This window comes from Paraburkholderia sp. 31.1, assembly GCF_014397645.1.
GTDB classification, from domain to species: Bacteria; Pseudomonadota; Gammaproteobacteria; order Burkholderiales; family Burkholderiaceae; genus Paraburkholderia; species Paraburkholderia tuberum.
The window spans coordinates 1-26,840 of sequence record NZ_VZQN01000063.1; the positions used below are offsets into that span (position 1 = coordinate 1).

A 26,840-nucleotide genomic window follows, 5' to 3' on the forward strand; every position below is an offset into this window, starting at 1 on the left:
CTTTGGAATGAGACGGTGTTTGCCTGGTAACAACCATCGTATCAATCCCTGGATCAGCCCCCTCCCTTTCTCTTCAAGCACTTACCCGCGTCTTCTCCTCCATGTAGGCTTAAGTAAGTGCCATTCGGGCTAGGACTGCTGTTCATGGGCATCCAGCTGATGGGCGAGTCCACGCATCCGCTGCGCACCTATCAGCCGTTCATCGACGCGATGCAGGACATGCGCAATCCGCTCGTCGGCGTCATCGTGGGGGCGGTCTTCACCGCGGTTGTGCAAAGCTCGGCGGCGACGCTCGCGGTCGTGATTGCGTTGAGCGGCCAGGGCTTGATGCCGCTCGAAGCCGCCATCACGCTGATTCTCGGCGCGAATGTCGGCACCTGCGGCACGGCACTGCTCGCCTCGATCGGCAAGCCACCGGAAGCGTTGCAGGTCGGCGTCGTGCATCTCATCTTCAATGTGCTCGGCGTCGTGATTGCGCTCTTCCTGATTCCGCAGATGGCGGAGGTCGTGCGCTGGATATCGCCGTCGCATCCGGAACTGCAAGGGCTTGCACGCCTCGCGGCCGAGGCGCCGCGTCAGGTAGCCAATGTGCATACGCTGTTCAGCGTGGCGAACACGCTGCTGCTGATCTGGTTTGCCGGTCCGATCGCGCGGCTCGCGCAACTGGTCGTGCCGAAGCGCGCGAAGGCCGCCAAACCCGCGGGTGATCCGCAGTATCTCGACGAGACGTCGCTGGCGGTGCCGGCGCTTGCACTGCAACGCGTGCGTATCGAGCTGACCCGGCTCGGCGCGCAGGTGCTCGACGTTGTGCAACGCGGCTCGCAAATGGTGTCGACCGGCACGATGGAAGAGATCAATCAGATGCTCGATCAGGACAAGGAAAGCGAGCGGCTGGCCTTCGAGATTCTTCAATATATCGGCCGCCTGTCGCAGCGGCAGCACTCGGAGGAAGAAGGTCAGCAGGTGGTCGGCTACACGCAGGTCACGAGTCATCTGGAGAGCATCAGCGGCATTGTCGGCCTGACGCTGATGACGGTCGGACAACAACGAATGACGCAGCAGATCGATCTGCTGCGTCTGCGCGATGCGGCGACCACGCAGTTTTCCGAGGCGGTGATCCGCAATCTCGAGCAGGCGATTCGCACGATCGAGACGAGCGATCCGGAAGAGGTCGCGAAGGTCGTCGACGCGAAGGCCGGCATCGACAAGCTCGCCGCGACCGCGCGTCAGGTCGTGCTCGCGAAGCTTCAGCTGGCGGACAAGGCGGACGTGGTCACGTTCCGGATCGCCATGGATCTGATCGAGCAGGGCCGGCAGATCGCGCAGTTCGCGCGGGCCATTGCGAAAAATGTGGCAGCGCTTCAAGAGCTGCAATAACGCGCGACGCATGATTGGAGATCGATATATTCGCGCAAAGTGATCGCCAGCACACGGACGTTGGGGTTGCACGAGCTCTAAACTTGTGGCGTGTCATCCTCGTGACACGCTTTCAAAGAGAGTGGGATTGCCCGCCTTTGCTGTGCGGGCTTTTTTCGCCTCGCGCGTGTTGTGGTATCAGTAGTCAAGGCGCGGCGGTGAAGTCGATCGTGCGACGACCCACGGTAGCTCGCACAATAAGCAACGCCTGAAGCGATTTAACACACGCCGCATCCATAATTTGATAGCCTTTGTCGCAGCAGAGCATTGAACTCAAGGAGGGCTTCACCATGATAAGGTGGCTTGCTAACTGGGCTTCACAACATGCTCCTACTCCCGAGAAACAGGCCGAACGCGCGCTGAACAACTTGCGCATGGAACTGTTTCAGGCCGAACAGCTCGTGCTCGACGCACAGCTGCGTGCCGATTACTATCGGGCTCGCCTGACCTTCCTCGAAGAAGTCACGAGAAAGGGAATCGAACAGGTATCGGACGAACGCAAGGCTCCTCTGGAGCCTCCCCAACCGTTGCGGCCGGGACTCAAGCTCACCGCGGCGCAATAGCCGCGTCTATTCCATCGCAATGTGTTCCGTCACCCGCGTTTCGATACGTGGGCTGATGGCAATCGTGCTGTCGCGCGCAGTGCGCGCTCTCGATAGTCGATTGTGCGAGCATTGATTGCCGAGCGGAGAAGTGTCCGGTTGCCCGGTTTCGTGCTTCGACCGGGCAACCTGGACTGAGGGTTTGATTTTTACTGCGTGATTTTTACTGCGCGACTTCCACTGCGCCTCGCTTACTGCGAAACGCCTGCTTCGTCCTGCTTAACTTGCCAGATCGGGCGGCAGCTTGCCGCCGTTTGCCGCGAGCGCCTGCATCACCTGCTTGTGCAGCCAGATGTTCATGCTCGCGGAGTCGTTCATGTCCCCGCTGTACTTCAATTCCTGCGCAAGTTGCTTGCGGTGTTCGAGACTGCTGTCGACGCCGAGTGCCTTCATCGTGTCGACAATCGACGTACGCCAGTTCAACGTCTGTCCGCTTTCGCTGACGAGTTGATCCATCACGGCGGCCACGTCGACGTCGGTCAGCGGCGCGGGCGCGGCGGGAGCGCTGGGCGTCGCGGCTTGCGCGGCGGCCGGGTCGGGGGTGGGTTCTGTCGCGGGGGGAGGTTGGTCCGGCTTCGCTTTGCCGAACAGCTTGTGCACGATGTCACCAAAAATACTCATTTCCGAAATCTCCGCGGTTGAATAACGAATGCGAGTGGGGGCGCTCGCAGGACATACCCCCACTATGCTACGCGATCTACCACGGTGAAAAACGTAATATTTTGTCAACCCGTCGACTGCTCGTATTGGTCCGCGCGCAATGATCCTGACACGACTTAGCCCGCGTCACGTCAACATGACGCTGTGCGTGGTTGATGGAAGGAGCAAAACATCATTGCGTCACGAGCCGCTGAACCAGTTGTATCCCTGGTTCTCCCAATAGCCGCCCGGATACTGGTTCGTGATTTCGATAGCGACGACATGCTTGGGATTCTTGAAGCCGAGCTTGGTCGGCACACGCAGCCTCATCGGGAAACCATACTTCGGCGGCAGCACGTCACCGTCGTAAGTCAGCGTGAGCAGCGTCTGCGGGTGGAGCGCCGTCGGCATGTCGATGCTCGTCCAGTAGTTGTAGTCCGCGCAATGAAGCGACACGTACTTTGCACTCGTGTCCGCGCCCGCGCGGCGCAGGAATTCGGAAAAGCGCACGCCGCCCCAGCGACCGATCGCGCTCCATCCTTCGACACAGATAAGACGCGTGATCTGGCTTTCCTGCGGCAGCGCGCGCAGTTCGTCGAGCGTCCACGTACGCTTGCCGTGCGCGAGGCCGCTGACCTGCAGACGGTAGGTCGCGGCATCGATCTCGGGCACCTCGTCGACGCCATAGAACGCATTGAACGGAAACGGCCGTGTGATCATCGATGCCGGATACGTGGGCGCCAGCTTGTTCGGATCGAACAGCAGTGCCTGCACGTCGTCGTTGAAGAACGAGATGCGGCGCAGCGCGGTGTTCACCGCCTTGTCGTCGGTCAGATCGCAACCGGACAGCAGCGCGATGCCGCCTAACGTCAGCAGCCGCCGGCCGAACAGCCGGCGCGCAGGCGATTTTAGTTCGCGCTGAGCATCGCGAATGATCGATTCGCCATGCGTCGCGAGGAAGGTGCCTTGTTGCGCGGTTCGTTTTCGGATCGTCATGATTTACCGTCCGCGTAAGGATCGGGCGACGAGGTACGCTGCGAGCGTCGGACTGGCATTGCGCCCGAAGCGGTAACGCGATCGATCGACGGTTATTCCGTCGTGTCTGAAATCTTTTCGTTCTTGCTATCGACTTTCAATGACGATGCACATCGCGCAGGAAGGCCGTCCGGCCGCATGGGAAACGCAGCATACGACATTCCTGACTACGGACGGACGCTGGCTCGAAGGCTGCAGCGTGGAAGGTTCGGTGGTTTCACGGGGCGATGGGGCGCGTTGTCCCGCCGCAATATGAAAATGGCCTGAAGGGCGGATTCGCCCCTCAGGCCATTCTGTATCTGGTGCCGGGCGTCGGTCACTGCGGAGGTGGCGAAGGCAACCCGAATATCGCCTCGCGTCCGGTCTATCCGTACCCGGCGCTCGCGAAGGACACCGGTTTGGGCGATTGGCACGACGGCGCGAACTACACGCAAGGCGCACCGCTCTACACGGCATCCTCGCGTACGTGGGCCGGCTCGAGCTTCCACACGCCTTATACGCCGACGACGCAGGGTATCGCAGCCCCCTGAGCCGGGTAGCGCACAACGGTAATTGAGTACCAGCCGGTCTCGCGAGGCCGGCTCAGCCCGAAGCGGAATGGCCATAGCACGGTCATGCCGCTTTTTTCTTTTCGTGCTCTTTTTGCGCGGGGCAAATCCGCTACCAGCGCGGCGCATCCATGTTGATCGGAAAAGCGGGCGTCTCACTGCCGTTCTATGCGAGTTCATTCCCGCTTCATCTGTTCTGTTTATCAGGGTGTGCACCAGCAGTCGTTCGAAAAGCCCGCTTCGAAGGGCCGGGACTCTGGTTTGAACGCTTGTCCAGCGGGGCTTTGCGCGAATCGGACGGGTTTCGCCGATGCTATGCGGAACGCTGAGAATGCGGATACTCGCATCGACCCAATGGTTAACCCGCGCTTTGGCCCGCGAAGGACGAAACGTACCTTCATGCCAGTTATTTGAGTAAGCCGTGTAGGAGCCCATCGCCACGATGGTTACGGAGTCGACGTACTTTGCGAAGCTACCCGCTTCGAGCGCGCGATGAGACCAATGAAGGAGACAGGAGAGTTTTGATGACCAGTACTACCAGCGGTAACAGGATTGATATCAAGAAGTTCATCGACGAACGGTCGATTTCGCCCTACCAGTGGCTATTGGTCGTGCTGTGTTTTCTGATCGTGACCGCCGACGGCATGGACGTCGCGATCATGGGTTTCGTCGCGCCTTCCATCATTCATGACTGGGCGATTTCGCGCCCCGAATTCGGACTCGTGATGAGCGCGGCGCCGATCGGTCTCGTGATTGGCGCATTGTTCGCGGGTCCGGCATCGGACCGCATCGGCCGCAAGTGGGTGCTGATTACGTCAGTGTTTCTGTTCGGCGTGTTCACGATCGCGACTGCGTTCGCGCAATCGCCGTTTTCGATGGCAGCATTGCGTCTGCTCAGCGGTGTCGGTCTCGGCGCCGCGATGCCGAACTCGACGACGCTGCTGTCCGAGTACGCACCGCAACGCAAGCGCGCGCTGCTGATCACCGTGATGTTCACGGGCTTCAATCTCGGCTCGGCATTGATCGGCTTCGCGGCCGGCTGGCTGATTCCGGTTCACGGCTGGCGCGCGGTGCTGATTTTCGGCGGCGCACTGCCGCTCGTGCTGATCCCGTTCCAGATCTGGCTGCTGCCCGAGTCGGCCCGTCTGCTCGCGGTGCGCGGCGCGCCCGCGCAGCGTATCGGCAAGGTGCTTGGCCGTGTGTGCGGCGTGCACTTCGCGGGCAATGAAGTGTTCGTGTCGAACGAACCGCCGCTGCCGACGCGCAAGCCGATCGGCGTGCTGTTCTCGCAAGGCTATGGCTCGATGACGATCGCGCTGTGGGTCACGTATTTCATGGGCCTGCTCGTCATCTATCTGCTGACCGGCTGGCTGCCGACGCTGATGAAGGATGCGGGTCTGTCGGTCACGACCGCGGCCAACGTCACGGCGATGTTCCAGATCGGCGGCACGATCGGCGCGATCCTCGTCGGCTGGCTCATGGACAAGGCGCGTCCGGCGCCGGTCATCAGCGCTGCGTATATCGGCGGCGCACTGTGCGTGCTCGGGCTCGGCTACATCGGCGCGCTGTCTTCGTCGCTCGCATTGCTGGTGTTTGCCGCGGGCTTCTGCATGAGCGGCGCGCAAACCGGTCTGAACGCATTTGCACCCGGCCGCTACCCGACCGTTGCGCGTGCGACTGGTGTGAGCTGGATGCTCGGCATGGGCCGCTTCGGCAGCATCTTCGGCTCGGCGATCGGCGGCGCGCTGCTCGGCTTCGGCTGGCAGTTCGGCGCGATCCTGGCGATGCTCGCGATCCCCGCCGCACTCGCCGCTATTGCCATCCTGGTGAGCCAGCGTGTGAACGGCGCCGAAACGGTGGCGCAGCCGAATATCGCGCATTGAGGCGTGAGGCAACGCGGCGCGCGTGCGTTTCGCGGGCGCCGCTGGATACATTCATCTACTGAGGAATCACGGTGATCATCGACATTCACGGACACTACACCACCGCGCCGAAAGCGTTGGAGACGTGGCGTAACCGCCAGATCGCAGGCATCAACGGTCCTTCCGGGATGCCGCAGGGGTCGGAATTGCAGATCAGCGACGACGAGCTGCGCGAGTCGATCGAAAACAACCAGTTGAAACTGATGCGCGAGCGCGGCCTCGATCTGACGATCTTCAGTCCGCGCGCGAGCTTCATGGCGCACCACATCGGCGACTTCGAAATCTCGAGCACGTGGGCCGCGATCTGCAACGAACTGTGCTCTCGCGTGAGCCGGCTGTTTCCCGAGAACTTCGTGCCGGCCGCGATGCTGCCGCAAAGTCCGGGTGTCGATCCGGCCACCTGTATTCCTGAACTCGTCAAATGCGTCGAGCAGTACGGCAATGTCGCGATCAACCTGAATCCCGATCCGTCGGGCGGCCACTGGACCAGCCCGCCGTTGTCGGACCGTTCCTGGTATCCGATCTACGAGAAGATGGTCGAGTACGACATTCCCGCGATGATTCACGTGAGCACCAGCTGCAACGCGTGCTTCCACACCACCGGGTCGCACTACCTGAATGCGGATACCACCGCGTTCATGCAATGCCTGACCTCGGACCTGTTTCGCGATTTCCCGACGCTGCGTTTCGTGATTCCGCACGGCGGCGGTGCGGTGCCGTATCACTGGGGTCGTTTCCGCGGCCTCGCGCAGGAACTGAAAAAGCCCTTGCTGAAAGACCATCTGCTGAACAACGTGTTCTTCGACACCTGTGTCTATCATCAGCCGGGTATCGACCTGCTCACGCGCGTGATTCCCGTGGACAACATCCTGTTCGCGAGCGAAATGATCGGCGCGGTGCGCGGCGTCGATCCGCAAACCGGTCACTATTTCGACGACACGAAGCGCTACGTCGAAGCCGCGGATATGAATCCGGAGCAGCGCTACAAGATCTACGAAGGTAACGCGCGGCGCGTCTATCCGCGTCTCGACGCCTTGCTGAAAACGAAGGGGCTGTGATCATGTATGAAATCGGAGTCGTCTATCGCAACATCCAGCGCGCGGATGCGGAGGTGGCAGCGAAACTCGGCGCGCTCGGTTCGGCCACCGTGCATGAAGCGATGGGCCGCACGGGCCTGCTCCAACCGTATATGCGCCCGATCTATACCGGCGCGCGCGCGAGCGGCACGGCCGTCACGGTGCTGCTGCAACCGGGCGATAACTGGATGCTGCACGTCGCGGCCGAACAGATCCGGCCGGGCGACGTCGTCGTCGCCGGCGTCACCGCACAGAGCACCGACGGTTACTTCGGCGATCTGCTGGCCACGAGCTTCAAGGCGCGCGGCGCGCATGCGTTGATCATCGACGCCGGCGTGCGCGACGTCAGCGTGCTAACCGAAATGAACTTCCCGGTCTGGAGCAAGGCGATTTCCGCGAAAGGCACGGTCAAGGCGACGCTCGGCTCGGTGAACATTCCGGTCGTGTGCGCGGGTGCGTTGGTCACACCGGGCGACGTCGTCGTTGCCGATGAGGACGGCGTGGTCGTGGTGCCGGCGGCCGCCGCGCAAGCCGTGCTCGACAAGGCTGCGGCGCGCGAGGCCAATGAAGCCGGGAAGCGCGCGAAACTCGCCTCTGGGGTGCTCGGTCTCGACATGTACAACATGCGCGGGCCGCTCGAGCAGGCCGGACTGCGTTACAAGGACTGACAGGCGTGGTCGCAATGATCAACGATCAAGCCGCGCGCGCGCCGATCACCGGCATTTCGTCGATGGCCACGCGCCAGGTGCTGGCCGAACTCGCCGCGTTCTACGAGCGGCGCACGGGGCAGGGCGTCGCGATCGAATCGGTCGGCGGCGTCGATGCGGCGCGCCGGGTCGAGGATGGCGAAGTCTTCGACATCGTCGTGCTTGCCGCCGACGCGATCGAGCGGCTCGTGGTGACGGGTTGTGTCGAGGCGGCGAGCCGCGTCGGGCTCGCGCGCTCGGGCATCGCGGTCGCGGTCGCGGCCGGAGAAACGCACCCGGAAATCGCGTCCGAAGCAGCGCTGCGCGACGCGATTCTCGGTGCGCGCAGCATCGGTTACTCGTCGGGGCCCAGCGGCACGCATCTACTGAAGCTGTTCGAACGCTGGGGCATTGCCGGGCAGATCGCTTCGCGTATCGTGAAGGCGCCGCCGGGTGTGCCGGTCGGCACGCTCGTCGCGCGCGGAGAAGTCGCGCTCGGCTTTCAGCAGATGAGCGAATTGATTCACGTGGCGGGCATCGACGTGCTCGGCGAGCTTCCGGCCGCCACCCAGTCCACCACGACTTTCACCGCCGCGATCTGCACGGTGGCGCGCCAGCGTGAAGCAGCGCAGGCGTTGCTGGCGTTTCTGGCCTCGCGCGAGGCCGACGGCGCAAAGCTGCAAAACGGCATGTCGCCGGCTTGATGGCGGGCGGCGCTCGCCGCCCAGGCTTGTGTCCTTGCCTTTTCCGCCTCCATCTCTTTGCGCGAGCGCATGCTCGGCTTCGAAACGCTGAAAGCGCCGACCGGCACGCCCGATCGGATGGCGGACGCAAAACGCTACGAATGAAAGCGGATTCAAGCCAGCAGCTTGCCCCACTCGTAATCGATACTGTCCGGCGTGAAGGGCAGCACGCCCGCGCCGGGCGTAAATGTAAGTTCGCCGAAATAAACGAGGTCGTCCGGCGCATACAGGTCGACGCGCACATAGTCGAAGTCTTCGCACAGACGGGCCGCGACATCGAGCACGGCCTGTAGATGCGGCGGGCGCGGAGCGGGCAACGCGCTGCGCTTGTAGTCGCCGATTGCGATATCGAGGTGATTCCAGTCGGCGTCGTACACGTCGCCATGCGTCGCGTTGCCGAATCGATCCGAGATCACGAGGATATAGATGATCGGCCCGCCAGGACGGCCGCCAAAGCAGTGCATTTTGAAATCCGCCGGAATCTGGCCGCGCCGATCGAGCAGCAACTGCTCGAAGAAAACGCGCGGCTCGATCGTCCGATAGTGCCGCTCGCGCCCAACGTAATAGAATTCGCTGCGCAACCATTGGTCGGCGAGCTTCTTCAGCTTCTCGAACGAGGTCTCTGATTTGTTTCTCACCACTTCGACGTAGCTGCTGCCGTGATTGGCTTTCATTACGAAAGCATCCGGCAGTGCGTCGAACACTTCGGGCGTGAATGCATCGGGCGCTGCGATCAGCGGTATCAAATGCTTGTCGCCGATTTTCCGGGCAATATATTCCCGCACCAGAAGCTTGTCGGTCAGGTCGATATAGCGCGGATCAGGATGAAGATTGCGCTGCAGGATCTTCTCATTGAACGTCACCGGACGAATCAGGTTCGGATAGCGGCCAATGCATTTGTGATGTAACAGGCTTAAGAAAAGGGCGTCCGGCAATAGCGTTTTCGCCGCTTCCTTGATTTTTCTCGCGGCAGATGGCGATTGCCCGTGCGCCGCATGCGCACCGGTGTGCAAGCCCGGCTGCCGGCAGGGCGCGGCCAGAGCACTGTCACCGGACTGTAGGGAGGCCATGTTTTTCGGCGCGACGGCCGCATCCTGCGCGGCCAGTTCGGCGGATTTGATGATCGTCATGTTCTAATCCCTTTGCGGTCGAGTCGACGAGTCGTCCTCGGAGTAACGGGAATTGAAATCAAAGCGTCAGCGGCGCTTGCCGCAACATCTCGGTCGCGGCACTCCAGCTTTCCTCCGGCGTCAGCCAGCGTTCGTCCGCATCCACATGCTGTTGCGCGCGGAATTGCGTCGGCGACATGCCATAGCGCTCCTTGAATAGCCGCCCAAGCCGATTACCGTCGCCCATTCCGCAGCGGCGCGCAATCTTGTCGACCGGCAGATCGGTGTTCTTCAGCATCGAGCGAACGATCTCGAAGCGTGTGCGCAGCAGATATTCGAGCGGCGTCATGCCGAACTCGCATTTGAAGCGGCGCTGGAAATTGCGCTTGCTCATCGCCACCGATTCGGCCGCCTGCGCAACCGAAATAGCCTTGCTGTAGTTTTCCTTGATCCAGCGCGCCGATTCGCGAATCTTCTCCGTCGTCGTCGTGATGTTGACGTCGTCGAACTCGGAGCGGCTTTTCTCGGCGTAGCCGTTTTGCAGGATGCGGCCGATCTTGCGGGCAGTGTCGGTATTGATGTCGCGTTCGATCTGCGCGAGCGCGAGATCGGTCGGCGTCACATTGCTTTGCGTGCGCGCGGCGTCACCGCTGTCGTCGAACAGAAAAATCGGCACGATCGATTGCAGCGGATCGTTGCAGACGACCGCGAGATTCGCACCCTGTTGCATGCCGAAAGATGCAATCGATCCTTGCAGCGAGATCCACGACAGAAAGCGGTCGTTGGATTCCGCGACTTCGGTGACGTCGCGGCAGGCCACGAAGAGCGCGTGGAAATCAGCGAGGCAGTAGCGTTCGAGGCCTTGCGTCCAGATCGATATGCCGGACGAACTGGTCACCAGACCGCCGCCGTCGGATACCACGGTAAACCGGTATGGCGCCTCTTCGCCAGCCGTTCTCCTGAACTCATTGGCAAGCCGGAACGCGTCGCCGATCGCGCCGGTACTTGCCATCGAACAATCCTGAAAGACGAATAGACCAATGTGCTTCATCACGCGAGCTTCTCCAGTCAGGAAAATCTACGCATTGAGATTAGCGCATCGATTTGGGCGAGACGAGCTTGGCCGGCATGCGTGGGTGTTTTGGCGTAATCGTCAGGATTCAAGAAATTCTTACCTCGCTATTCGCAGAAATGCGTGCTACCAATTAACGTTGCACGGAATTTTTTTCCCGATCAATTAGCGCGATTCTTGCAAGCGCAGTGCTGGGGCATCGGCGGAATGCGCCGAGTGGCTTGGATTCGGCGCGATTTGCGGGATAACAAGGGCATTCCTGGCACTTGAGCCGTGCAATTGGCGTTCTGTCGCGATGTACGATGCCTGTCGTATTACTCTGTTACAGCAATTGCAGATCGCAACAAGCCTTTCCGGCTTCTGTTTCATTTGTAAAAGGCTCCGCATTATCGGCCAATAGCACCCTACTTTGGGCCGCCGGCGAATGCCTCGATCCTTTGCGGACTATGCTTCAGCGCAACATCGAGAGAGAAATTGTCAATCGCGGATTACGTGAATGGCGGGCTTCGCATTTGCTGATTCGTGAGAAGAACAATCGGCAATGCCGCGGTGGATAAGCAATAGGTGTGTAGCCTTCCGTAGTTCGAGAGGTCCCGAACACGGCTCCCCGACCTAACCCGACACAGCACGTCGCTTCGCCGTGCTGCCAGCCAATCGAGGGTCTATCCGGCCGGCGGCATAAATAGCGACGTGGCGACGCAAAGCGATCGCCGATCGTTTTGTTTCATCAACCTGCAAGGATCAGACCGGTGGATTACTATCCGCAAAACTCGCTCTATCCCGCTGTTGATACCGAGCGTAGACAACTCAGTGCCCGCGCGATGCTCACGCTAATGCGCGACCACATCTGGGAGATCGTGGTGACGACGGTCGTCGTCCTCACGTTCGCGGTCGCGTATCTTCTGATCGCCACGCCTATCTATTCCGCTGACGTAATCATTCGCGTGGACCCACCCGAGCCAAATGCCCTCGGACTCGCGTTGCAGAACCAGGAACTGTTGCCGCCACCGACGCCGTCTTCGGTAACCGAAATGGCGGTCATGGAAAGCCGTGCAGTTTTGCAGCCGGTGATGGACCAGTTCCGTTTCGACATTTCGGTGAAGCCGCACAAGCTTCCGGTTCTCGGCGACATCGCCGAAAAATTCGCTACACCGGGACAGCCCGCGGCGCCGTGGCTCGGGCTGAAATCGTTTGCATGGGGCGGCGAGCGTGTGCAGATCGCCGCGCTCGACGTGCCGCGCGAACTCGAGGAAGAGAAGCTGACCTTGACCGCGCTCGACAATGGCGCCTTCGAATTGCACGGCCCGTCCGGCGAGTTGCTGGCGAGTGGCACGGTCGGCATGCCGCTCAAGCAGAACGGCGTGTCGATGCTCGTGAAGGAACTCGCTGCGCGGCCGGGCACGAAGTTCGAGGTGATCCGCTGGAATGAGCTCGATGCCATCAAGCGCTTCACCAGTCTCGTCAAGATTGGCGACAAGGTGAAAGACTCTGGGCTGATGCAAATCCAGTACCGCGACAAGAGTCCGGACAAAGCCGCGGCCATCGCCAATGCATTGGGAGAGCAATACCTCGCGTCCGCGGTGGCGAGCCGGCAAGCGAACGACACGCAGACGCTCGCGTTTATTGACGGCGAACTCCCGCGTCTACTCGGCGATCTGCGAAAAGCCGAGGAAGCGCTGAAGAACTTCCGCTCGAGATCGCAATCGATGCAGCCGACCAACGAGGCGCAAGCCTATTTGCAGGGCGGCCTCGATCTCGACAAGCAGATCGCGGCGCTGCAATTGCAGCGCACGCAAATGCTCGAGCGCTATACGGGACAGAGCCGCTGGGTGCAGAACGTCGACGAGCAACTGGCGCAATTGAAAGATGCGAAAGCGAAATTCTCCGACCATTTCAACGGCATGCCCGCGTCGGAACGCGCGAGCGTCGATCTGATCCGCGCGCAGAAGGTCGCGGAAACGGTGTATCTCGGCATGGTGCAGAAGGCCGAGCAATTGCAGGTGCGCCGCGCCAGCACGACGGGCGGCGCGCATATTCTCGATCGCGCGATCAGACCGCATATGCCGGTCATGCCACAGCCGATTCTCGTGCTCGGCGGCGGATTGGTGCTCGGTATCGTGTCCGGCGTCGTGTTGGTCTTCATGCGCCGCCACGTGATGATCGGCGTGACCGACCCGCGCTATGTCGAGCGCCAGATGAGCGTGCCGGTGTTTGGTGAGATTCTGTTCAGCCATCAGCAACTGCTGCTCGACCGCGATGCGACCGCGGGGCGCAAATCGCTGCCGGCAACAGCCGGGCGCGCCCATCCGCCGATGCAGAAGAGTCTGCACGAGATTCAGTTCGATTCCGGCGTCCAGAACAGGATTCTCGCCGCGCGCTTTCCGCACGACACATCGGTCGAAGCGCTGCGCAGCGTACGGACCGCCGTCACGCGCGATCTCGCGCATGCACGCAACAACATCGTGATGATCATCGGGCCCACGCCATCGGCCGGCAAGAGCTTCGTCGCCGCGAATCTGGCGATCCTGCACGCTGAAATCGGCTCACGGGTGGTGCTGATCGATGCCGACATGCGACGCGGTCATCTCGCCTCGCTATTCAACGAGAGCAATCGTGGAGGCCTTTCCGAAGTTCTGTCTGAACGCCTGCCGCTCCGCAATGCGCTGCGCTCGACCCGCATCGACGGATTGACGTTCCTGTCATGCGGCGTGCGCCCGGAGAACCCCGCCGCGCTGCTGATGAGGCCGCACCTGAAGGATGTGCTCGAGCGGCTGTCGAGCCAGTTCGATCTGGTGATCATCGATACGCCGCCTTTCCTCGCGGTCACCGACGCCTCGATCGTCGCGAACGAGGCGGGCGCGTCCCTGCTCGTGCTGCGCTCGGGCATGCAAAGCGAGGAGGAGATCGCCGACACGCTCAGAAAGGTGGAACGCGCGGAAGGGCGCATCGCGGGCGCGGTGTTCAACGGCATTCCGCTGCGTCGAAGCACGAAGAGCTATGGCTACGAAACGAACTATGCCAGCGATTTCGGCGAAAACGACGTTGGACAGCAAGCGCCGCGAGGCGCCTGAGCGTGTGGAGACCCCAACGCGGTAAAGCGCGTTCGCGATGGCGTAAAACGGAGAACCAGATGGCCTTTGCAATCAACGGAAAGTTTACTTCTCAGTCCATCACGGGGGTTCAACGCGTTGCGTATGAGCTGACGCGGGCCATGCAGATGCGCGCCGCGCCCGGTGACGAACCGGAAGTGTTCGTGCCGCAAAACGCGGTCGAGCCGGGGGCGCTGCTCAAACCGCAACGGCGCTTTCCGTGGCTGCGCGGCACGCTGTGGGAGCAGATCACGCTGCCAGTCGCCGCCCGCGGCATCACGCTGCTGAGTCTGTGCAATACGAACCCGCTGTTCAAGCACAGTCAGGTCGTGATGGTTCACGACATGGCCGTCTTTGACGTGCCGCAGGGCTTTTCGAGGAAATTCCGGCTCTGGTATCGCATCTGTTTCGCGCTCTTGCCGCGCACGCATCCGATCGTTCTGACGGTCTCGACGTTTTCGAAAATGCGGATCTGCCATCACCTGAAAATCGACGAATCGCGCGTGAAAGTGGTGGCGCCCGGCGCGGATCATTTCGACCGGATCGTTGCCGACCCATCGGTGCTGCAACGGCTCGAATTGAACAAGGACGCCTATTGCGTGATCGTCGGCAGTCTCGATCCGCGCAAGAATCTGCGCGGCGTGCTCGATGCGATCGTGCGGCTCGGGCATCTGCGCGACGTCAAATTCGTCATCGTGGGAAAACAGTATCCGCGCATCTTCAGCGGTGCAGGCGTCGGGCATCCTGTGCATTCGCGGCAGGTCGTGTGGGCAGGTTTCGTGTCGGACGCGGAGCTGAAGGCACTGTACGAGAGCGCTGGCTGCCTCGTGTTTCCGTCGCTGTACGAAGGTTTCGGCCTGCCGCCTCTGGAAGCGATGTATTGCGGCTGTCCGGTGATCGCGTCGGCGCGCACGTCGATACCGGAAGCATGCGGCGATGCCGCAATGTACTGCGACGCGACCTCCGCGGACGACATCGCCGCAAAGATCGCGCAGATGATGAGCGACGCCGATCTTCGCCAACGTTATCGCAGCGCGGGGCTGCTGCATGCGCGCGAGTTTCGCTGGGAGCGCGCGGCGCAAACGGTGCTCGAAATCCTCGATGTCAAGACTGGCGAGCGGCTGCCCGAACTGACGCCGCGCGCGTCCGCGAGCTAGCGATGGGTGGGCACGAACATGGATCGCATGAAGACCCGTGCTGGCAGAAGACGTGCATTGCGCGCACTCGCCGCGTTGGCGGCGGGTGCGGCCGCGCCGTTGTCGAGTCTGCGGCCCGCTCTCGCATTGGTGCCGGACCCGGCGCCCGCAAACGCGCGCGCCCGCATAATGACCGATCTGATCGGCACGAACGGCTGGGCCGGATCGGAAGCCGACATCGAGATGTGGCGAGCGATGGGCATTAGCTGGGGCCGTGACACGGTCGGCCCTGGTCAACCTGATCGGCCCGGCGAGGCGATGCGCATCGACAAAACGAGCTCGGCGTTCGATATCGATCTGCCGCCGGCACTGTTGCGAAACGAACGCAATGGAATCGGTTCGCTGTTGATGCTCGGCTATACGCCGAGATGGAATGCGACTGTGCCCGGCGACAGCAATTCGGCACCCGTCGACGTGGATGTGTGGAAGCAGTATGTCGACGCGGTGGTGCGAAAGTATTCGGCGCCGCCTTATAACCTGCGCTATTTCCAGATCTGGAACGAGGCGGCCGGCAAATTGTCCGGCGGCTTGCCTCAGTCCGTGTTCTGGCACGGCCCGGAGTTCAGCAAGGACGAAAAACGCTCGAAACCGTATGAGCGCGCGATGCAGGATTACGTGGAGCGGATTCATATTCCGGCGGCCCGCATCATTCGCAGTTATCGCGCATATGTGGTGTATGGCGGCTGGCCGGACCAGGGCGGCCTCGATAACTTCCACCGCTGGCTCGAATATCGCAGTCCGGTCTTGAAAGAGCGCATGCTCGATTGGGTCGACTACGTCGACACGCACTACTTGCCGGTTGCCGATATGGAATCGCTGTACCAGCGATATGTGAAGAACGGTCCCGCGCGCGGCATCTGGCAAACGGAGATCGGCAACGAGTACATGAAAGACCCGCACTATTTGCCGCGTTATTTCTTCGACTTCGCGGTGTGGGCGCTCGGCAGGAATTGGGACGACCCGAACAAGTACCTGTCGATGATCTATCACTGGGACGGCTATGAACCTTTTCGTCTCACGCATCCCGGTCCGCCTGAACGAACCTACAACGTTTCCGGTCGAAGCTTGGTCGTGTTGCATCAAACAGCGGGTGGGCATCTGGCGAGTTTTTCGAAGCCGCTGCAATGCGGTCCGGGTGTTGCTGCAAATGCCTTGCTTTCCGGCAACGACCTCGTGATGCAGGTGAGCAGCAACGCGGGCTGGCAGAACGTTTCCATCGGCGGGCTGGAGCCGCTGCGCTCGCACGCGGTGCAGGTCGATTTCATCGATGCGCTGAGCGGCGAGGCGAGCGCAGCGGACAAGGTTGCATTGAGTTGGGACAACGATTTGATGAACGTGCGATTCAAGGTACCCGACCAGGTGAACGGCGCTGGTAATAATCCGCCCAAACATCTGGCTTATCTCGTGGTGCGTCGTGTGACGCAGGCAGTGGCATAGCGATATTTCGCGAGCATGACGACCGCCGGGAGCCGGCGGATCGAACCTGACGGATAGCGTTGACACATCATGAAGCAGGTCACCATTGCGATTTGCAATTACAACTACGAGCACTATCTGGCCGCGGCGATCGACTCGGCGCTCGCGCAGGATTATCCGGCGACCACCGTCATGGTCGTCGACGATGGCTCGACCGACGGTTCGCGCGCGATCATCGAAAGCTATGGCGATCGCGTACTGACGTTGTGCAAGAAAAACGGCGGGCAAGTATCCGCCTACAACCATGCAATCGCGTCGCTCACCACCGAGTACGTGATCCTTCTCGATTCCGATGACGTGCTGTACCCATCCGCGGTTACCGAAGTCATGCGCTTTTTCGAGGGCGGCGAGTGGGCCAAGGTGCAATTCCGGCTCGACGTGATGGACAACGAAGGCGCATTGACGGGCGCCTACGTGCCGAATAGCGAGCCGCCACACGACTGCGGCAGGCTGCTGCGCGGCGGCTGGCTCTATCCGTCCCCGCCCGCGTCTGGCAATGCTTACCGGGTGAGCGCGCTCAAGCAGATCTTCCCGGTTCCCGAAGAGGGCGTGAATCGCTATGGCGCGGACTTTTATGCGATCTATGGCGTCGCGCTGGCTGGACCGATCGCTACCGTGTCGAAGTCGCTAGGCGGCTACCGGGTGCATAACGCGGGCAGTGAAACGGTGTCGTTCGCGAACTCGGAACAACTGACGAAAGCACCGCGCGCGTTCAACATGCGCTGGGCCATTCTGCGCAATATCGCCAAAGATCGGCTCGACATAGAACTACCGGCAACATTTCTCGACTTCTCACACGAGAAAGCGACATTCTGCTCTTCCGTTTATCGCGCGACCCTGTTCCGGCGTTGGCATTGGATGATCCTCGATTCGCGCAGCTATCTGCACACGATCATTGCAAATCCGTTCTGGAGCCTGAAGAAGAAGCTCGGCACGCTCGTACTGTCGAGCCTGTGTCTCGTGCCTTATTCGCCGCTGTCGGATTTCGCGGTGCGTTATATCGCGAACCCGCTCGCGCGCCGTCGCGTCGCAGGACGCTGAGGCGAAGGAGGACGGCATGGATAGACGAACGAGCGCCAACCTGATCGTATTTGTTTACGCCGGTTATTTCATGAGGTACGTGTACCTCCTGATCGTCGTGCCGTTCTATGGCCGGGTGCTCGGCGTGGCCGAATACGGCCGGGTACTCGCGTCGATGTCGCTGATGAACGTGATATGGATGCTCGTCGGCTTCGGCTTTACCTTCGTCGGCATGCGCGAGGTGGCGAAAGCGCAGTCGACCCAGGAATGCAATGCGATCTATTCGCTGCATGTCAGCGCGCGGCTGACACTCGCCGTGATCGGCGCGGGCATCGGCATCATTGCGACGTTCTGTTCACCGTTACTGTCGGAGCGGCCGCTGATCGGCCTGCTCGCGACCTTGCTAGGTATCGTGTCGGCATGCAATCTCGGCTGGCTGTTTCAGGGGCGGCAACACATTCGAACGCCGATCATGATCGAAGTGTTCGGCTTCGCGCTGAGTCTCGTGCTGGTGCTGACTCTCGTCAAAGGACCGAACGATGCCGTATGGGTGTTGGCGAGTCTGCTGATTGCGGGTATTGCGTCCTTGATCATTGCCTACGGTTTGACGACGTGGCAACTCGGTTGGCCGCGTCTGGCGTTTGCCGGTGTCCTGCCGCTCGTGCGCCGGTCGACGATGCTGTTCTGCTATTCGTCCGGCTCCGTCGTGCTGACGGCATCGTCGACGTATTTGCTGACCTTGTTCTCGACGCCCGCGGAGGTCGGCTATTTCGGCGCGGCCGAGCGTTTCGCGACGATCGGACTCAGCCTGATGGCCCCCGCGGCGCAAGTCTTTATTCCGACGATAACCCGGCAACTCGCACAGGGCGACAAGGCGGGCGCGCATGTCACGACGCGGCGCGGCGCCATCTTGCTGCTCGGCTATGGCGTGCTCGTGCTGTGCGGCGCGTTGACGCTGTCGCCTTTCGTGTTGCCGCTGATTCTCGGCGCCGCGTTCGAGCCGAGCGTGCACGTGTTGCAGGTGTTTGCATGGATGTTCCCGTTCGCGGCTTTCAACGAGTTCGTCGCGCTCTATGTATTCGTGCCGCGCAGGAGAGACCGGGTGCTTGCGATTGCCGGCGTCGCCTCGGCGCTGGTCAATCTCGCAGCGGCGCTCGTTCTCGCGCCGCGTTTTGGCGCGATTGGCATGGCCTCTGCTCGGGTGATCGGCGAAGCGGCGCTGTCGGTGACGCTGCTCAGCGTGTTGATTCGCCTCGAGCTGGTCGGGCTGTTGCCCGGCGCCGAGCGCGCGCTCGAGCGGGTGCGGGTGGTGTGCGGGCTGAGTACGCAGGCGGGCGGCGCAAAGGACGATTGAAGTGGCGCGTGAGTGTGTGGGAGTTTGGGTGGATTGTCACAGGAGGTCGAAGTGAAAGTCGCTATTGTTCACGATTGGCTGGTAGTGTCCGGCGGCGCCGAGAAAGTATTGAAGAACATCATCGAGTGCTTCCCGGATGCGGACGTCTTTTCGATTGTCGATTTTCTCGAAGACCGCGATTGCGTGAAGGGGAAGTCCGTCAACACGTCATTCATCCAGAAGATGCCGTTTGCGCGAAGACGATACCGCGCCTATCTACCGTTGATGCCGATTGCGATCGAGCAGGTGGATCTGTCAGGCTACGATCTCGTCATTTCGAGTTCGCACGCGGTCGCGAAAGGCGTGTTGACCGGGCCGAACCAGATGCATATCAGCTACATTCATTCGCCGATCCGCTATGCGTGGGATCTGCAACATCAGTACCTGCGTGAATCCCATCTCGACACAGGGCTGCGCTCCGCGTTGGCGCGCGTGCTGCTTCATTACATTCGAGGCTGGGATTCGCGCTCCGCGAACGGCGTCGATCATCTCGTCGCGAATTCTCAGTTCATTGCGCGGCGTATCAGAAAGGCCTATCAGCGCGAATCGACCGTGATCTATCCGCCGGTCGATCTGGTGAACATGCCTATTGGTACGGAGAAAGAGGATTTCTACGTGACGGCGTCGCGGATGGTGCCTTATAAGCGTATCGATCTGATCGTTCAGGCCTTTTCGCAAACGCCTGAACGCAAGCTGGTCGTGATCGGCGACGGTCCCGAGATGAAGAAGATCAAAGCGGTGGCCGGCGACAACGTCCAGATTCTCGGGCATCAGCCGTCCGATGTGCTGGTCGATCATTTGCGGCGCGCGCGCGCGTTCGTGTTCGCGGCGGAAGAAGACTTCGGCATTTCGGTGGTTGAAGCGCAGGCATGCGGCACGCCGGTGATCGCCTTCGGCCGCGGTGGCGCGCTCGAATCGGTGGTGGGATTGCCGCTCGAGCGACCCACCGGGGTTTTCTTCGGTGAGCAAAGCACCGCGTCGTTGCTCGAAGCCGTTACCCGGTTCGAGAGCAACGCAGCCCTATTCGACGCACGCGTGTGCCGCAAGAATGCCGAGCGGTTTTCGTCGGAGAACTTCAAGAAGGCCCTGATGGGCTTCGTCGACGCGCGGCTCCCGTATGCGTGCGTCGAACAGTTTCTTCCCTATGCGCCGAGTCAGTCGCTGCCGGCCGAAGAACGTCATCTTGCCGACGTTACGCCCTGAGTCGGGCGCTGGGGCACGGGCTGCGCAGCTCGGGTGCCCACGTTGCCCGCCTTGCGCGCTCCGCGCGGGCCGGGCCTGAATGCGGTTGTCGCCAGCGGACGCGCGGCTAGCAGCAGCGAGATCACCAGAGAAAGAATCAATACATTCGACGGCGAAACGAGCCGATGCTCGGTTGCCGACATCACCAGCAGGCAAACCGACGAAATCTCCACGAAGCGGAACGCCGCGAACTGGCGGCCCCCCTCGATCAACGCGGTATACGCCGCCCCCTGCCTGCTCCACTCGATCAGTCTCCAGAAGAACGCGAGGATCAGCGTCAAGCCCACTACGCCGAGCTCGGCGAGGATATTCAGATACGAGTTGTGAGCGTGCGAGTCGCTGTGCTCGATCACTATGTCGGACGGCACCGCGAACAGATGGAAGTACGAGGTGAGGCTGCCGATGTGGTCGTCGAAGGAGCCGAAGCCGAGACCGACGAGCGGGCTTTGCACGAAATACGCGAGCGCTCGCGGCCACAACCACTCGTAGCGAATGTCGAGGTTGTTGACCTTGGCGTCATTGGCGTGAATCGCGAACGTATAGCCCATGTAGTCGACGTTCGGCTGGGTATGGTAGATCGCGACGGCGACCGAGGCTAGCAGCAGCGCGGCTATCAGCGTGCCGAGAATCCAGCGCTTGCGGCCAAAGTACAGATAGGGCAGAACGGCCGCCGCGCCAAGCAGCGAGCCACGGCTGTAGGTCGAAAACAGCATCAGCACATTGCAGGCGAGCAGCGCGATCAGCAGCTTGCTGCGTTTTTGCAGGTAGCACGCTATGCCGAGACAGAACAGCATTGCCAGGAAGCCGCCGGCTGCGTTGCGCGCAATGAAGTAGCTGCCGAAACTGTCGGCCGGATTAACGAAGATGCTGAACAGCCCGTTCGTGGCGATGTAGTAGACGTACATCGGCAGATTGATGATGACCGCGAAAATGAACAGCGCACGCAGTACCTTGTGCAGATCCCAGCGGTGCGCATACACGAAACCGGCAAAAATGGGCGCATAGGAAATGAAAAAATTGCCGTCGCGCCGATAAAAGTCGAACTCGAGGAACGACTGCGGATCATAGAGCAGCGTCGAGACCGTCGCGAGCACCGTGAAAGCGGTAAGCGGCGCGATGAACGCGGGATAACTGCGGCCGTAAAAGCGCCATGCCAGCAATAGCAACGGGACAAAGCCGATCGCACTGATGGGCACGAAATTCGTGACCGTCAGGAAAAGTGCGACTAGCGAAATATAGGCCATTGCAACTCCAGAAAAACGAATGGCGCGCCGGTTGGGGTTGTGCCCATGCGCTGGATGATGGCGAGATTGGAACAGCGGAAAACTCACAGTGTGGGCCGCGCGGGGATCACGCCGCTGTTTATCTTTGACATGAATGCCACGGGACGTTCATTAAACGGTAGCACGTGTCGCTGCTGATTTCCAATCGTGCGCCCTGCAATAGAAGTGCAAGCTCGTTCGCAAGCTTGTTAAATCAAGTCCGCGCGCACCGCCAAAACTTCCGCGCTTCGCGCCAGATGGGCTGCGTCGCAATGCGGTCTAACTATGATGAATTCATCGGGGCACGATGTCGACTAGATCCGATGCAGGTCGTTTGCCGCATTCGATCTTTCGTTTCAATCGTTTTCCGGTCGTCGTTGTCGAGCAGACCATTGCGATTCGGCCAGTCGTTTCCGTACTTCCCGATCGAGCCGGATTCGCCGTAGGCGCATGCGTCGTTCACTGCGAACTGAACTACTGGTCTGGTCCGTTTGACGCGGACGCCTGTCATAAATCACATCAGACGGTATTTGCGTGGATCGCGGCGCCCCGCGTTATGCGGTGTCCTCGAGGGAAACGCGTTCCCGAGCCGGTTTCAATGCGAAGGAGTGAGCGATGGGCAAGGTTACCGCGGCAGCAGCCGCAGCGGATGTCGAAACGATACGACAGGATTCTGCCGAGGCGGAGTTGCCGACGCTCGTGCAGGTGATTCTCGCCGGTGGTTCCGGCACCCGGTTGTGGCCGGTGTCGCGCGAACAGTTTCCAAAACAACTGATCGACGTGATCGGCAATCAGACTTTGCTGCAAGCAACCATGGGGCGCATGGCGGGTTTTGATGGCGCATGGAACGTCGCGGCCGATCCCGTGATCGTCTGCGGAACCGAGCATTATTTCGCCACTTACGAACAGGCGCGCGAGATCGGCGTGCACGCGCGGATCGTGGTCGAACCCGCGCGTCGCGATACGGCGCCGGCATTGACGCTTGCCGCGTTGACGGCATGCGCGGAAGACGAAGACGCCATTCTGGTCGCAATGCCCGCCGACCATGCGATCGCGAATCTCGAAGCGCTTCACCACGCGCTGGACATCGCCGCGAGGCAGGCGCGCGACGGCGCGATCGTCACGCTAGGCGTACCGCCCGAACGGCCCGACACGGGCTTCGGTTATATCCGGCTCGGCGACGCGTTGCCAGACGGCGCTCGCCGCATCGAGCGCTTCGTCGAGAAGCCCGCGACGGAACTCGCGGCCCAGTACGTCGCGTCGGGCAATTACTGGTGGAATAGCGGCATCTTCGTCGTGCGAGCGGCGGTTTGGCTCTCCATCATCGAGCAGTTTCAGCCGGACATGCACGCGGCCTGCGTTCAGGCATACCGCGACGCGAAGAAGACTGAAGAATGCATCATGCCGGACGCCGAGGGGTTCCTGGGTTCGCCGTCCGACTCGATCGACTATGCGGTGATGGAACAGCTTGGCAAACCGGAGTCGGCGTTTTCCGGCGTGGTGGTGCCGCTCGAAGCAGGCTGGTCCGATCTCGGCTCGTGGGATGCCGTATGGCAAGCGATGGAGAAGGACGACTGCGGTAACGCGGCCAGCGGCCGCGTACTGTTCGAAGGGGCCACCGCGACCTACGCACGCTCGCAAGGAGGCAGGCTTCTCGCCTGCGTCGGCACCAACAACATGATCGTGATCGAAACCGACGACGCTGTGCTCGTCGCGGATCGCTCGCATGTGCAGGACATCAAGGGACTCGTGTCGCGGATCAGGGCCGAGAAGTCGCCGGAGGCCGATGCGCACAGAAAAGTGCGTCGCCCGTGGGGCTTTTACGACTCGATCGATCATGGCGAGCGCTTTCAGGTGAAGCGCATCGTCGTGATGCCCGGCGGCCGTCTGTCGTTGCAGATGCATCATCATCGCGCCGAGCATTGGGTCGTGGTGTGTGGAACCGCACACGTCACGCGTGGGGAAGAGCAGTTTCTTCTTGGCGAAAACGAATCGACCTATATCCCGTTGGGTGTTCGCCATCGGCTCGAAAATCCGGGCCGCGTGCCGCTGCAGATCATCGAGGTGCAGTCGGGTACTTATCTCGGCGAAGACGACATCGTTCGTTTCGACGACAAGTACGGGCGTTGCGGCTGATGCGACGGAGTCGACCTGCTACGTCCTATGAGGGGGCTGTGATGCGATTGCTGACTGGTCTACTGGCGAGAGCGTTCGACGTCGCGATGATCGTGGCTGGGGCATTTGCGGCCTCCCAGATCCGCTTCGACGGCGGCTCGCAACGGAGCTTTTATTTCGCCTTCGTCGCTTTTGCCGCGGCGTTCGCTCTCGCGGTCTTTCCGGCGCTCGGCGTCTACCAATCGTGGCGTGGCCGCTCGAAGAGAGTGCTGGCGAGCCAGGTAGCGCTCGGCTGGCTCGTCGTGCAGGCCTGCGCGATGGTGCTGATGTTCTCGCTGCACCGGATCGATTTCGTGTCGCGACTCTGGTTCGTGTACTGGACCGGCATTTCGGGCGCGGCAATGATGGCCGGCCGGCTGGTCACGCATGCGTTGCTTGGGCGCATGCGTCATGCGGGGATGAACTTGCAGCAGGTCGCGGTGGCGGCGTGCGGCGAACATTGCGACGAGATCATCCATAAGATCGAGACGTCGCCCGCGGCCGGCTTTCGCGCGAATGCGCTGTATAACCTGCACCCCGGCTGTTGCATTCCGCCGCGCTCGTCGGTGCAGGTCTTCGAAGAACAGGGTGCATTCGCTCGCTACGTGCGCGAACAGCAGATCGGCGAAGTGTGGCTGGCGCTGCCGCTCACCGAGGAGCGCGCGATTCTCAAGCTGGTGGCGGAGTTTCGCAACGACCTGATCAATGTGCGCTTCATGCCCGACGTGCGCTCGCTTGCGCTGTTCGAAGGCAGCATGACCGAGTTGCTCGGCTTGCCGACGATCAATCTTGCCGCGTCGCCGCTGCCGCCGAAGGCGTTGGTGCAAAAAGACCTGTTCGATCGTCTGTTCGCGCTCGTCGCGTTGATCGCGATCTCGCCGATACTGCTGGGCTGCGCGATCGCCGTCAAACTGAGTTCGCGCGGGCCGGTGTTCTTCACGCAGCGTCGCAAAGGCGCCGACGGCCGCGTATTTACGATCTACAAGTTCCGCACGATGCGCCTGCACGAGCAGAAGCCGGGCATTCTCGAACAGGCCACGCGCGACGATCCACGCATCACGACCGTCGGCGCGTTCCTGCGCCGCACGAGTCTCGACGAACTACCGCAGTTCTTCAATGTGCTGCGCGGCGATATGTCGGTGGTGGGGCCGCGCCCGCATGCGCTCGAACACGACGATCTCTATCAGAACATCGTATCGGGCTATATCCACCGTTATCGGATCAAACCCGGCATTACCGGCTGGGCGCAGATCAACGGCTATCGTGGCGAAACCGATCGCCTGGAAAAGATGGAGGGCCGCGTCGCACACGATCTGTACTACCTGCGCAACTGGTCGTTCTGGCTCGACATGAAGATCATTCTGGCCACGATTTTCAAGGGGCTTCATCATCCAAACGCGTACTGAGCATGATGCTATCCGGAGTTGAAAACATAGTAAGACGATCTGCGAAGCGGGTCTCGCTTTACCGCTTTCACCACGATCATGACTTGCAGGCGAGAAAAATATTGGAGCGACTCGAAAGCAGGTATGGCAAGACCGATCCGAACAAACTGCGGCTCGCGGACACCTATGCGCGAGACGTGTTCGGCGACCCGGTCTACGCACCCTGGCTGCGCGTTTATACCGCGTTTTGCGGCACCTTCAAGGAAGGCTGGATTCCGGACAACTACTACGGCATCGTCGTCGTGCCGCAAATGCAAGGCTGGTACGGCAAGATTTCGAGCCTCAAGCCGATTTCACGGCTGATCTTCGACGGCGACGAATTGCCGGACGTCGCGTACTTTGCCAATGGGCTGTTCTTTACCGACAAAGGCGTCGTGGTGCCCGAGCGCGATCTGACAGACGTCGTGTTCGAGCATACCGAACGCGTCGTATTCAAGCTCGACGGTTCCGGACAGGGCAACGGTGTCTACTTCTTCGACCGTGCCAACTTCGACCCCGCGGTCATCAGGTCGCTCGGCAATGGCGTGATTCAGACGTTCATCAACCAGCACAGTCTGTTCGCTACGTTTGCTGCGAAGCCGGTGGCGACATTGCGCTTCACGACCGTGGTGGACGAGGCCGGTCGCATTTCCATTCGGGCCTGCTACTTGCGACTCGGCAGAGCGGACGATACGCATGTGCTGAGCGATCGCGAGATATGCGTGCCGGTCGAACTCGAAACGGGCGAACTGTGCGACGAGGGGTATATGAGCGACTGGGCCGCGGTGGACGCGCATCCAGACTCGGGCGCGCGCTTTGCGGGCCTGAAGATCCCATGTTTCGAGAAATGCGTGGCCACCGTGCTACGCCTGCACAGGAAGATTCCGTTTGCGCGCTGCATCGGCTGGGATCTCGCGGTCGACGCGAACGGCCAGGTCAAGGTGATGGAGTGGAACGGCAAGCACAACGACGTCAAATTCAGCGAGGCGACGCAAGGCCCGTGCTTCGCTGATCTGAACTGGGAACGGCTGAGGGCCGAACCTGAGTTTGCACGGCTGTCACTGGGCTGATCGGGCAGGCCAAAAAAACGTAGTAGGAGACGCGACGTGAGCGAACAGTTATGGTGCGTCCATATCGAAGGACTGAACGACTTCATTGCCGTCGATTCGGAGGAATCGGCGCGGTACGAGGCGTCGCAGATCAATGCGTATATCGATCGCGCCGACAGAAGCTCGCGCGCCGCCCGCTTGCGCGCGGTGGTGGTCGAATGGCCGTATGGCGCCGACGCTCACGCAAGAGCGGTCGATGACGACTGGCACGATCTGCAATGTATGCCACACAGACAGCAGGCCGTCGCGCGGTCCGGCGGCCCGTTGTCGAATCTCGCGCGACGCGTTAGAGAACTGCTGAGCGTCGCGCGCACGGGGAAGGACGATGCGTGAAGCGCGGCTATGGCAAACCGCGTTATGCGGGCAGTGGCACGTCCTCGATCAGATCAGCCGAGAGGCTTCCCAACCGACGACTGAGACCGGCGGGCGCGGCAGCGCTTCTCGCTGGCACTGACCGGCGTCGATCACTGGCGGAGAAGGCGGCTCAATGCCGTCTTTTCTTGTTGTGTGCCGAGCATGCTCAACAGCTCGGGGGTGAAAGTCCCCTATCCAGCCTGATGGTGGTGAAGGATTAGCGAAGCGCAAGGGCGTCGTCGTGAGGCGGGGTCTGAAAGAAGCGCGTAGCAA

The 26,840-nt window shown here is 61.1% G+C and carries 22 protein-coding genes; 17 read left to right on the top strand and 5 right to left on the bottom strand.

Translation table 11 applies throughout. From position 1 onward, the window contains the following. Positions 1–117 precede the first annotated feature (117 nt). Entirely contained in the window at positions 118–1,377 is a 1,260-nt protein-coding gene (locus tag F6X37_RS32380) for a Na/Pi symporter (protein ID WP_316252016.1), read from the top strand. A gap of 329 nt (positions 1,378–1,706) precedes the next feature. Further along, on the top strand, positions 1,707–1,979 hold the full coding sequence (locus F6X37_RS32385; RefSeq protein WP_013091148.1) for a hypothetical protein: 273 nt from the start codon (positions 1,707–1,709) through the stop codon (positions 1,977–1,979). A gap of 258 nt (positions 1,980–2,237) precedes the next feature. Here F6X37_RS32385 and F6X37_RS32390 read toward each other — a convergent pair whose 3' ends face one another. Continuing rightward, entirely contained in the window at positions 2,238–2,639 is a 402-nt protein-coding gene (locus F6X37_RS32390; protein ID WP_090809158.1) for a DUF3597 domain-containing protein, read from the bottom strand. A 219-nt stretch (positions 2,640–2,858) separates the two neighbouring features. Further along, a complete protein-coding gene (locus tag F6X37_RS32395) occupies positions 2,859–3,653 on the bottom strand; it encodes a molybdopterin-dependent oxidoreductase (protein WP_090809160.1) in 795 nt (264 codons plus the stop codon). 266 nt (positions 3,654–3,919) lie between these two features. Here F6X37_RS32395 and F6X37_RS32400 point away from each other — a divergent pair, with 266 nt between their 5' ends. The 5 genes from F6X37_RS32400 (at position 3,920) to F6X37_RS32420 (ending at position 8,628) form a co-directional block, all read left to right on the top strand. After that, positions 3,920–4,222, top strand: a complete 303-nt coding sequence (locus tag F6X37_RS32400) for a hypothetical protein (protein ID WP_262420108.1) — start codon at positions 3,920–3,922, stop codon at positions 4,220–4,222. A gap of 542 nt (positions 4,223–4,764) precedes the next feature. Further along, a complete protein-coding gene (locus F6X37_RS32405) occupies positions 4,765–6,123 on the top strand; it encodes an MFS transporter (RefSeq protein ID WP_187614110.1) in 1,359 nt (452 codons plus the stop codon). 71 nt (positions 6,124–6,194) lie between these two features. Next, positions 6,195–7,220: an amidohydrolase family protein gene (locus F6X37_RS32410; RefSeq protein WP_187614111.1), complete on the top strand. Its 1,026-nt coding sequence runs from the start codon at positions 6,195–6,197 to the stop codon at positions 7,218–7,220. 2 nt (positions 7,221–7,222) lie between these two features. Continuing rightward, positions 7,223–7,906, top strand: a complete 684-nt coding sequence (gene ligK / locus F6X37_RS32415; RefSeq protein WP_187614112.1) for a 4-carboxy-4-hydroxy-2-oxoadipate aldolase/oxaloacetate decarboxylase — start codon at positions 7,223–7,225, stop codon at positions 7,904–7,906. A gap of 14 nt (positions 7,907–7,920) precedes the next feature. Beyond that, positions 7,921–8,628 (top strand): substrate-binding domain-containing protein, encoded by a 708-nt coding sequence (locus F6X37_RS32420; RefSeq protein ID WP_222945006.1) that lies wholly within the window; start codon positions 7,921–7,923, stop codon positions 8,626–8,628. Positions 8,629–8,780: 152 nt separating this feature from the next. Here the strand turns inward: F6X37_RS32420 and F6X37_RS32425 are convergent, their stop codons facing one another. Both F6X37_RS32425 and F6X37_RS32430 read right to left on the bottom strand, forming a co-directional pair. Then, positions 8,781–9,797 (bottom strand): ATP-grasp fold amidoligase family protein, encoded by a 1,017-nt coding sequence (locus tag F6X37_RS32425; protein ID WP_187614114.1) that lies wholly within the window; start codon positions 9,795–9,797, stop codon positions 8,781–8,783. 58 nt (positions 9,798–9,855) lie between these two features. Next, positions 9,856–10,788, bottom strand: a complete 933-nt coding sequence (locus tag F6X37_RS32430; protein WP_187614115.1) for a helix-turn-helix domain-containing protein — start codon at positions 10,786–10,788, stop codon at positions 9,856–9,858. Between the two features lie 809 nt (positions 10,789–11,597). Here F6X37_RS32430 and F6X37_RS32435 point away from each other — a divergent pair. The 6 genes from F6X37_RS32435 (at position 11,598) to F6X37_RS32460 (ending at position 20,225) form a co-directional block, all read left to right on the top strand. After that, a complete protein-coding gene (locus F6X37_RS32435; protein WP_187614116.1) occupies positions 11,598–13,919 on the top strand; it encodes a polysaccharide biosynthesis tyrosine autokinase in 2,322 nt (773 codons plus the stop codon). A gap of 59 nt (positions 13,920–13,978) precedes the next feature. Continuing rightward, positions 13,979–15,094, top strand: coding sequence for a glycosyltransferase family 4 protein (locus tag F6X37_RS32440; RefSeq protein ID WP_187614117.1), 1,116 nt, complete (start codon positions 13,979–13,981; stop codon positions 15,092–15,094). 18 nt (positions 15,095–15,112) lie between these two features. Continuing rightward, a complete protein-coding gene (locus tag F6X37_RS32445) occupies positions 15,113–16,570 on the top strand; it encodes a hypothetical protein (protein ID WP_187614118.1) in 1,458 nt (485 codons plus the stop codon). A 69-nt stretch (positions 16,571–16,639) separates the two neighbouring features. Then, a complete protein-coding gene (locus F6X37_RS32450; RefSeq protein WP_187614119.1) occupies positions 16,640–17,650 on the top strand; it encodes a glycosyltransferase family 2 protein in 1,011 nt (336 codons plus the stop codon). Between the two features lie 16 nt (positions 17,651–17,666). After that, positions 17,667–18,983, top strand: coding sequence for a lipopolysaccharide biosynthesis protein (locus F6X37_RS32455; protein ID WP_187614120.1), 1,317 nt, complete (start codon positions 17,667–17,669; stop codon positions 18,981–18,983). 51 nt (positions 18,984–19,034) lie between these two features. Further along, positions 19,035–20,225, top strand: a complete 1,191-nt coding sequence (locus F6X37_RS32460; RefSeq protein ID WP_184039594.1) for a glycosyltransferase family 4 protein — start codon at positions 19,035–19,037, stop codon at positions 20,223–20,225. Here the strand turns inward: F6X37_RS32460 and F6X37_RS32465 are convergent. Beyond that, positions 20,201–21,508 carry an O-antigen ligase family protein gene (locus tag F6X37_RS32465; RefSeq protein ID WP_187614121.1) on the bottom strand — a complete coding sequence of 436 codons (1,308 nt, stop codon included), beginning with the start codon at positions 21,506–21,508 and terminating at the stop codon, positions 20,201–20,203. The genes F6X37_RS32460 and F6X37_RS32465 overlap by 25 nt on opposite strands. Positions 21,509–22,141: 633 nt before the next feature. On the opposite strand from F6X37_RS32465, the gene F6X37_RS32470 reads away from it, so the two are divergent. Genes F6X37_RS32470 through F6X37_RS32485 form a run of 4 tightly spaced genes read left to right on the top strand, consistent with a single transcriptional unit; the run spans position 22,142 to position 26,546 of the window. Beyond that, complete coding sequence (locus F6X37_RS32470) at positions 22,142–23,662, top strand: mannose-1-phosphate guanylyltransferase/mannose-6-phosphate isomerase (RefSeq protein ID WP_187614122.1); 1,521 nt, start codon at positions 22,142–22,144, stop codon at positions 23,660–23,662. A 41-nt stretch (positions 23,663–23,703) separates the two neighbouring features. Then, the gene (locus tag F6X37_RS32475; RefSeq protein WP_090809184.1) at positions 23,704–25,086 is read left to right on the top strand and encodes an undecaprenyl-phosphate glucose phosphotransferase; all 1,383 of its coding nucleotides are present in this window, start codon (positions 23,704–23,706) and stop codon (positions 25,084–25,086) included. Between the two features lie 2 nt (positions 25,087–25,088). Next, positions 25,089–26,174, top strand: a complete 1,086-nt coding sequence (locus tag F6X37_RS32480) for a sugar-transfer associated ATP-grasp domain-containing protein (RefSeq protein WP_090809186.1) — start codon at positions 25,089–25,091, stop codon at positions 26,172–26,174. 36 nt (positions 26,175–26,210) lie between these two features. After that, positions 26,211–26,546 (top strand): hypothetical protein, encoded by a 336-nt coding sequence (locus tag F6X37_RS32485; RefSeq protein WP_187614123.1) that lies wholly within the window; start codon positions 26,211–26,213, stop codon positions 26,544–26,546. Positions 26,547–26,840: the final 294 nt, after the last annotated feature.

Bases quoted from the DNA above. Each gene is read 5' to 3' on its own strand.
- F6X37_RS32425 (WP_187614114.1), bottom strand. From the start codon at position 9,797: ATGACGATCATCAAATCCGCCGAACTGGCCGCGCAGGATGCGGCCGTC.
- F6X37_RS32470 (WP_187614122.1), top strand. From the start codon at position 22,142: ATGGGCAAGGTTACCGCGGCAGCAGCCGCAGCGGATGTCGAAACGATA.
- F6X37_RS32480 (WP_090809186.1), top strand. From the start codon at position 25,089: ATGATGCTATCCGGAGTTGAAAACATAGTAAGACGATCTGCGAAGCGG.
- F6X37_RS32405 (WP_187614110.1), top strand. From the start codon at position 4,765: ATGACCAGTACTACCAGCGGTAACAGGATTGATATCAAGAAGTTCATC.
- F6X37_RS32385 (WP_013091148.1), top strand. From the start codon at position 1,707: ATGATAAGGTGGCTTGCTAACTGGGCTTCACAACATGCTCCTACTCCC.
- F6X37_RS32420 (WP_222945006.1), top strand. From the start codon at position 7,921: ATGATCAACGATCAAGCCGCGCGCGCGCCGATCACCGGCATTTCGTCG.
- F6X37_RS32395 (WP_090809160.1), bottom strand. From the start codon at position 3,653: ATGACGATCCGAAAACGAACCGCGCAACAAGGCACCTTCCTCGCGACG.
- F6X37_RS32390 (WP_090809158.1), bottom strand. From the start codon at position 2,639: ATGAGTATTTTTGGTGACATCGTGCACAAGCTGTTCGGCAAAGCGAAG.
- F6X37_RS32455 (WP_187614120.1), top strand. From the start codon at position 17,667: ATGGATAGACGAACGAGCGCCAACCTGATCGTATTTGTTTACGCCGGT.
- ligK (WP_187614112.1), top strand. From the start codon at position 7,223: ATGTATGAAATCGGAGTCGTCTATCGCAACATCCAGCGCGCGGATGCG.
- F6X37_RS32430 (WP_187614115.1), bottom strand. From the start codon at position 10,788: ATGGCAAGTACCGGCGCGATCGGCGACGCGTTCCGGCTTGCCAATGAG.
- F6X37_RS32475 (WP_090809184.1), top strand. From the start codon at position 23,704: ATGCGATTGCTGACTGGTCTACTGGCGAGAGCGTTCGACGTCGCGATG.
- F6X37_RS32445 (WP_187614118.1), top strand. From the start codon at position 15,113: ATGGATCGCATGAAGACCCGTGCTGGCAGAAGACGTGCATTGCGCGCA.
- F6X37_RS32400 (WP_262420108.1), top strand. From the start codon at position 3,920: ATGGGGCGCGTTGTCCCGCCGCAATATGAAAATGGCCTGAAGGGCGGA.
- F6X37_RS32450 (WP_187614119.1), top strand. From the start codon at position 16,640: ATGAAGCAGGTCACCATTGCGATTTGCAATTACAACTACGAGCACTAT.
- F6X37_RS32465 (WP_187614121.1), bottom strand. From the start codon at position 21,508: ATGGCCTATATTTCGCTAGTCGCACTTTTCCTGACGGTCACGAATTTC.
- F6X37_RS32440 (WP_187614117.1), top strand. From the start codon at position 13,979: ATGGCCTTTGCAATCAACGGAAAGTTTACTTCTCAGTCCATCACGGGG.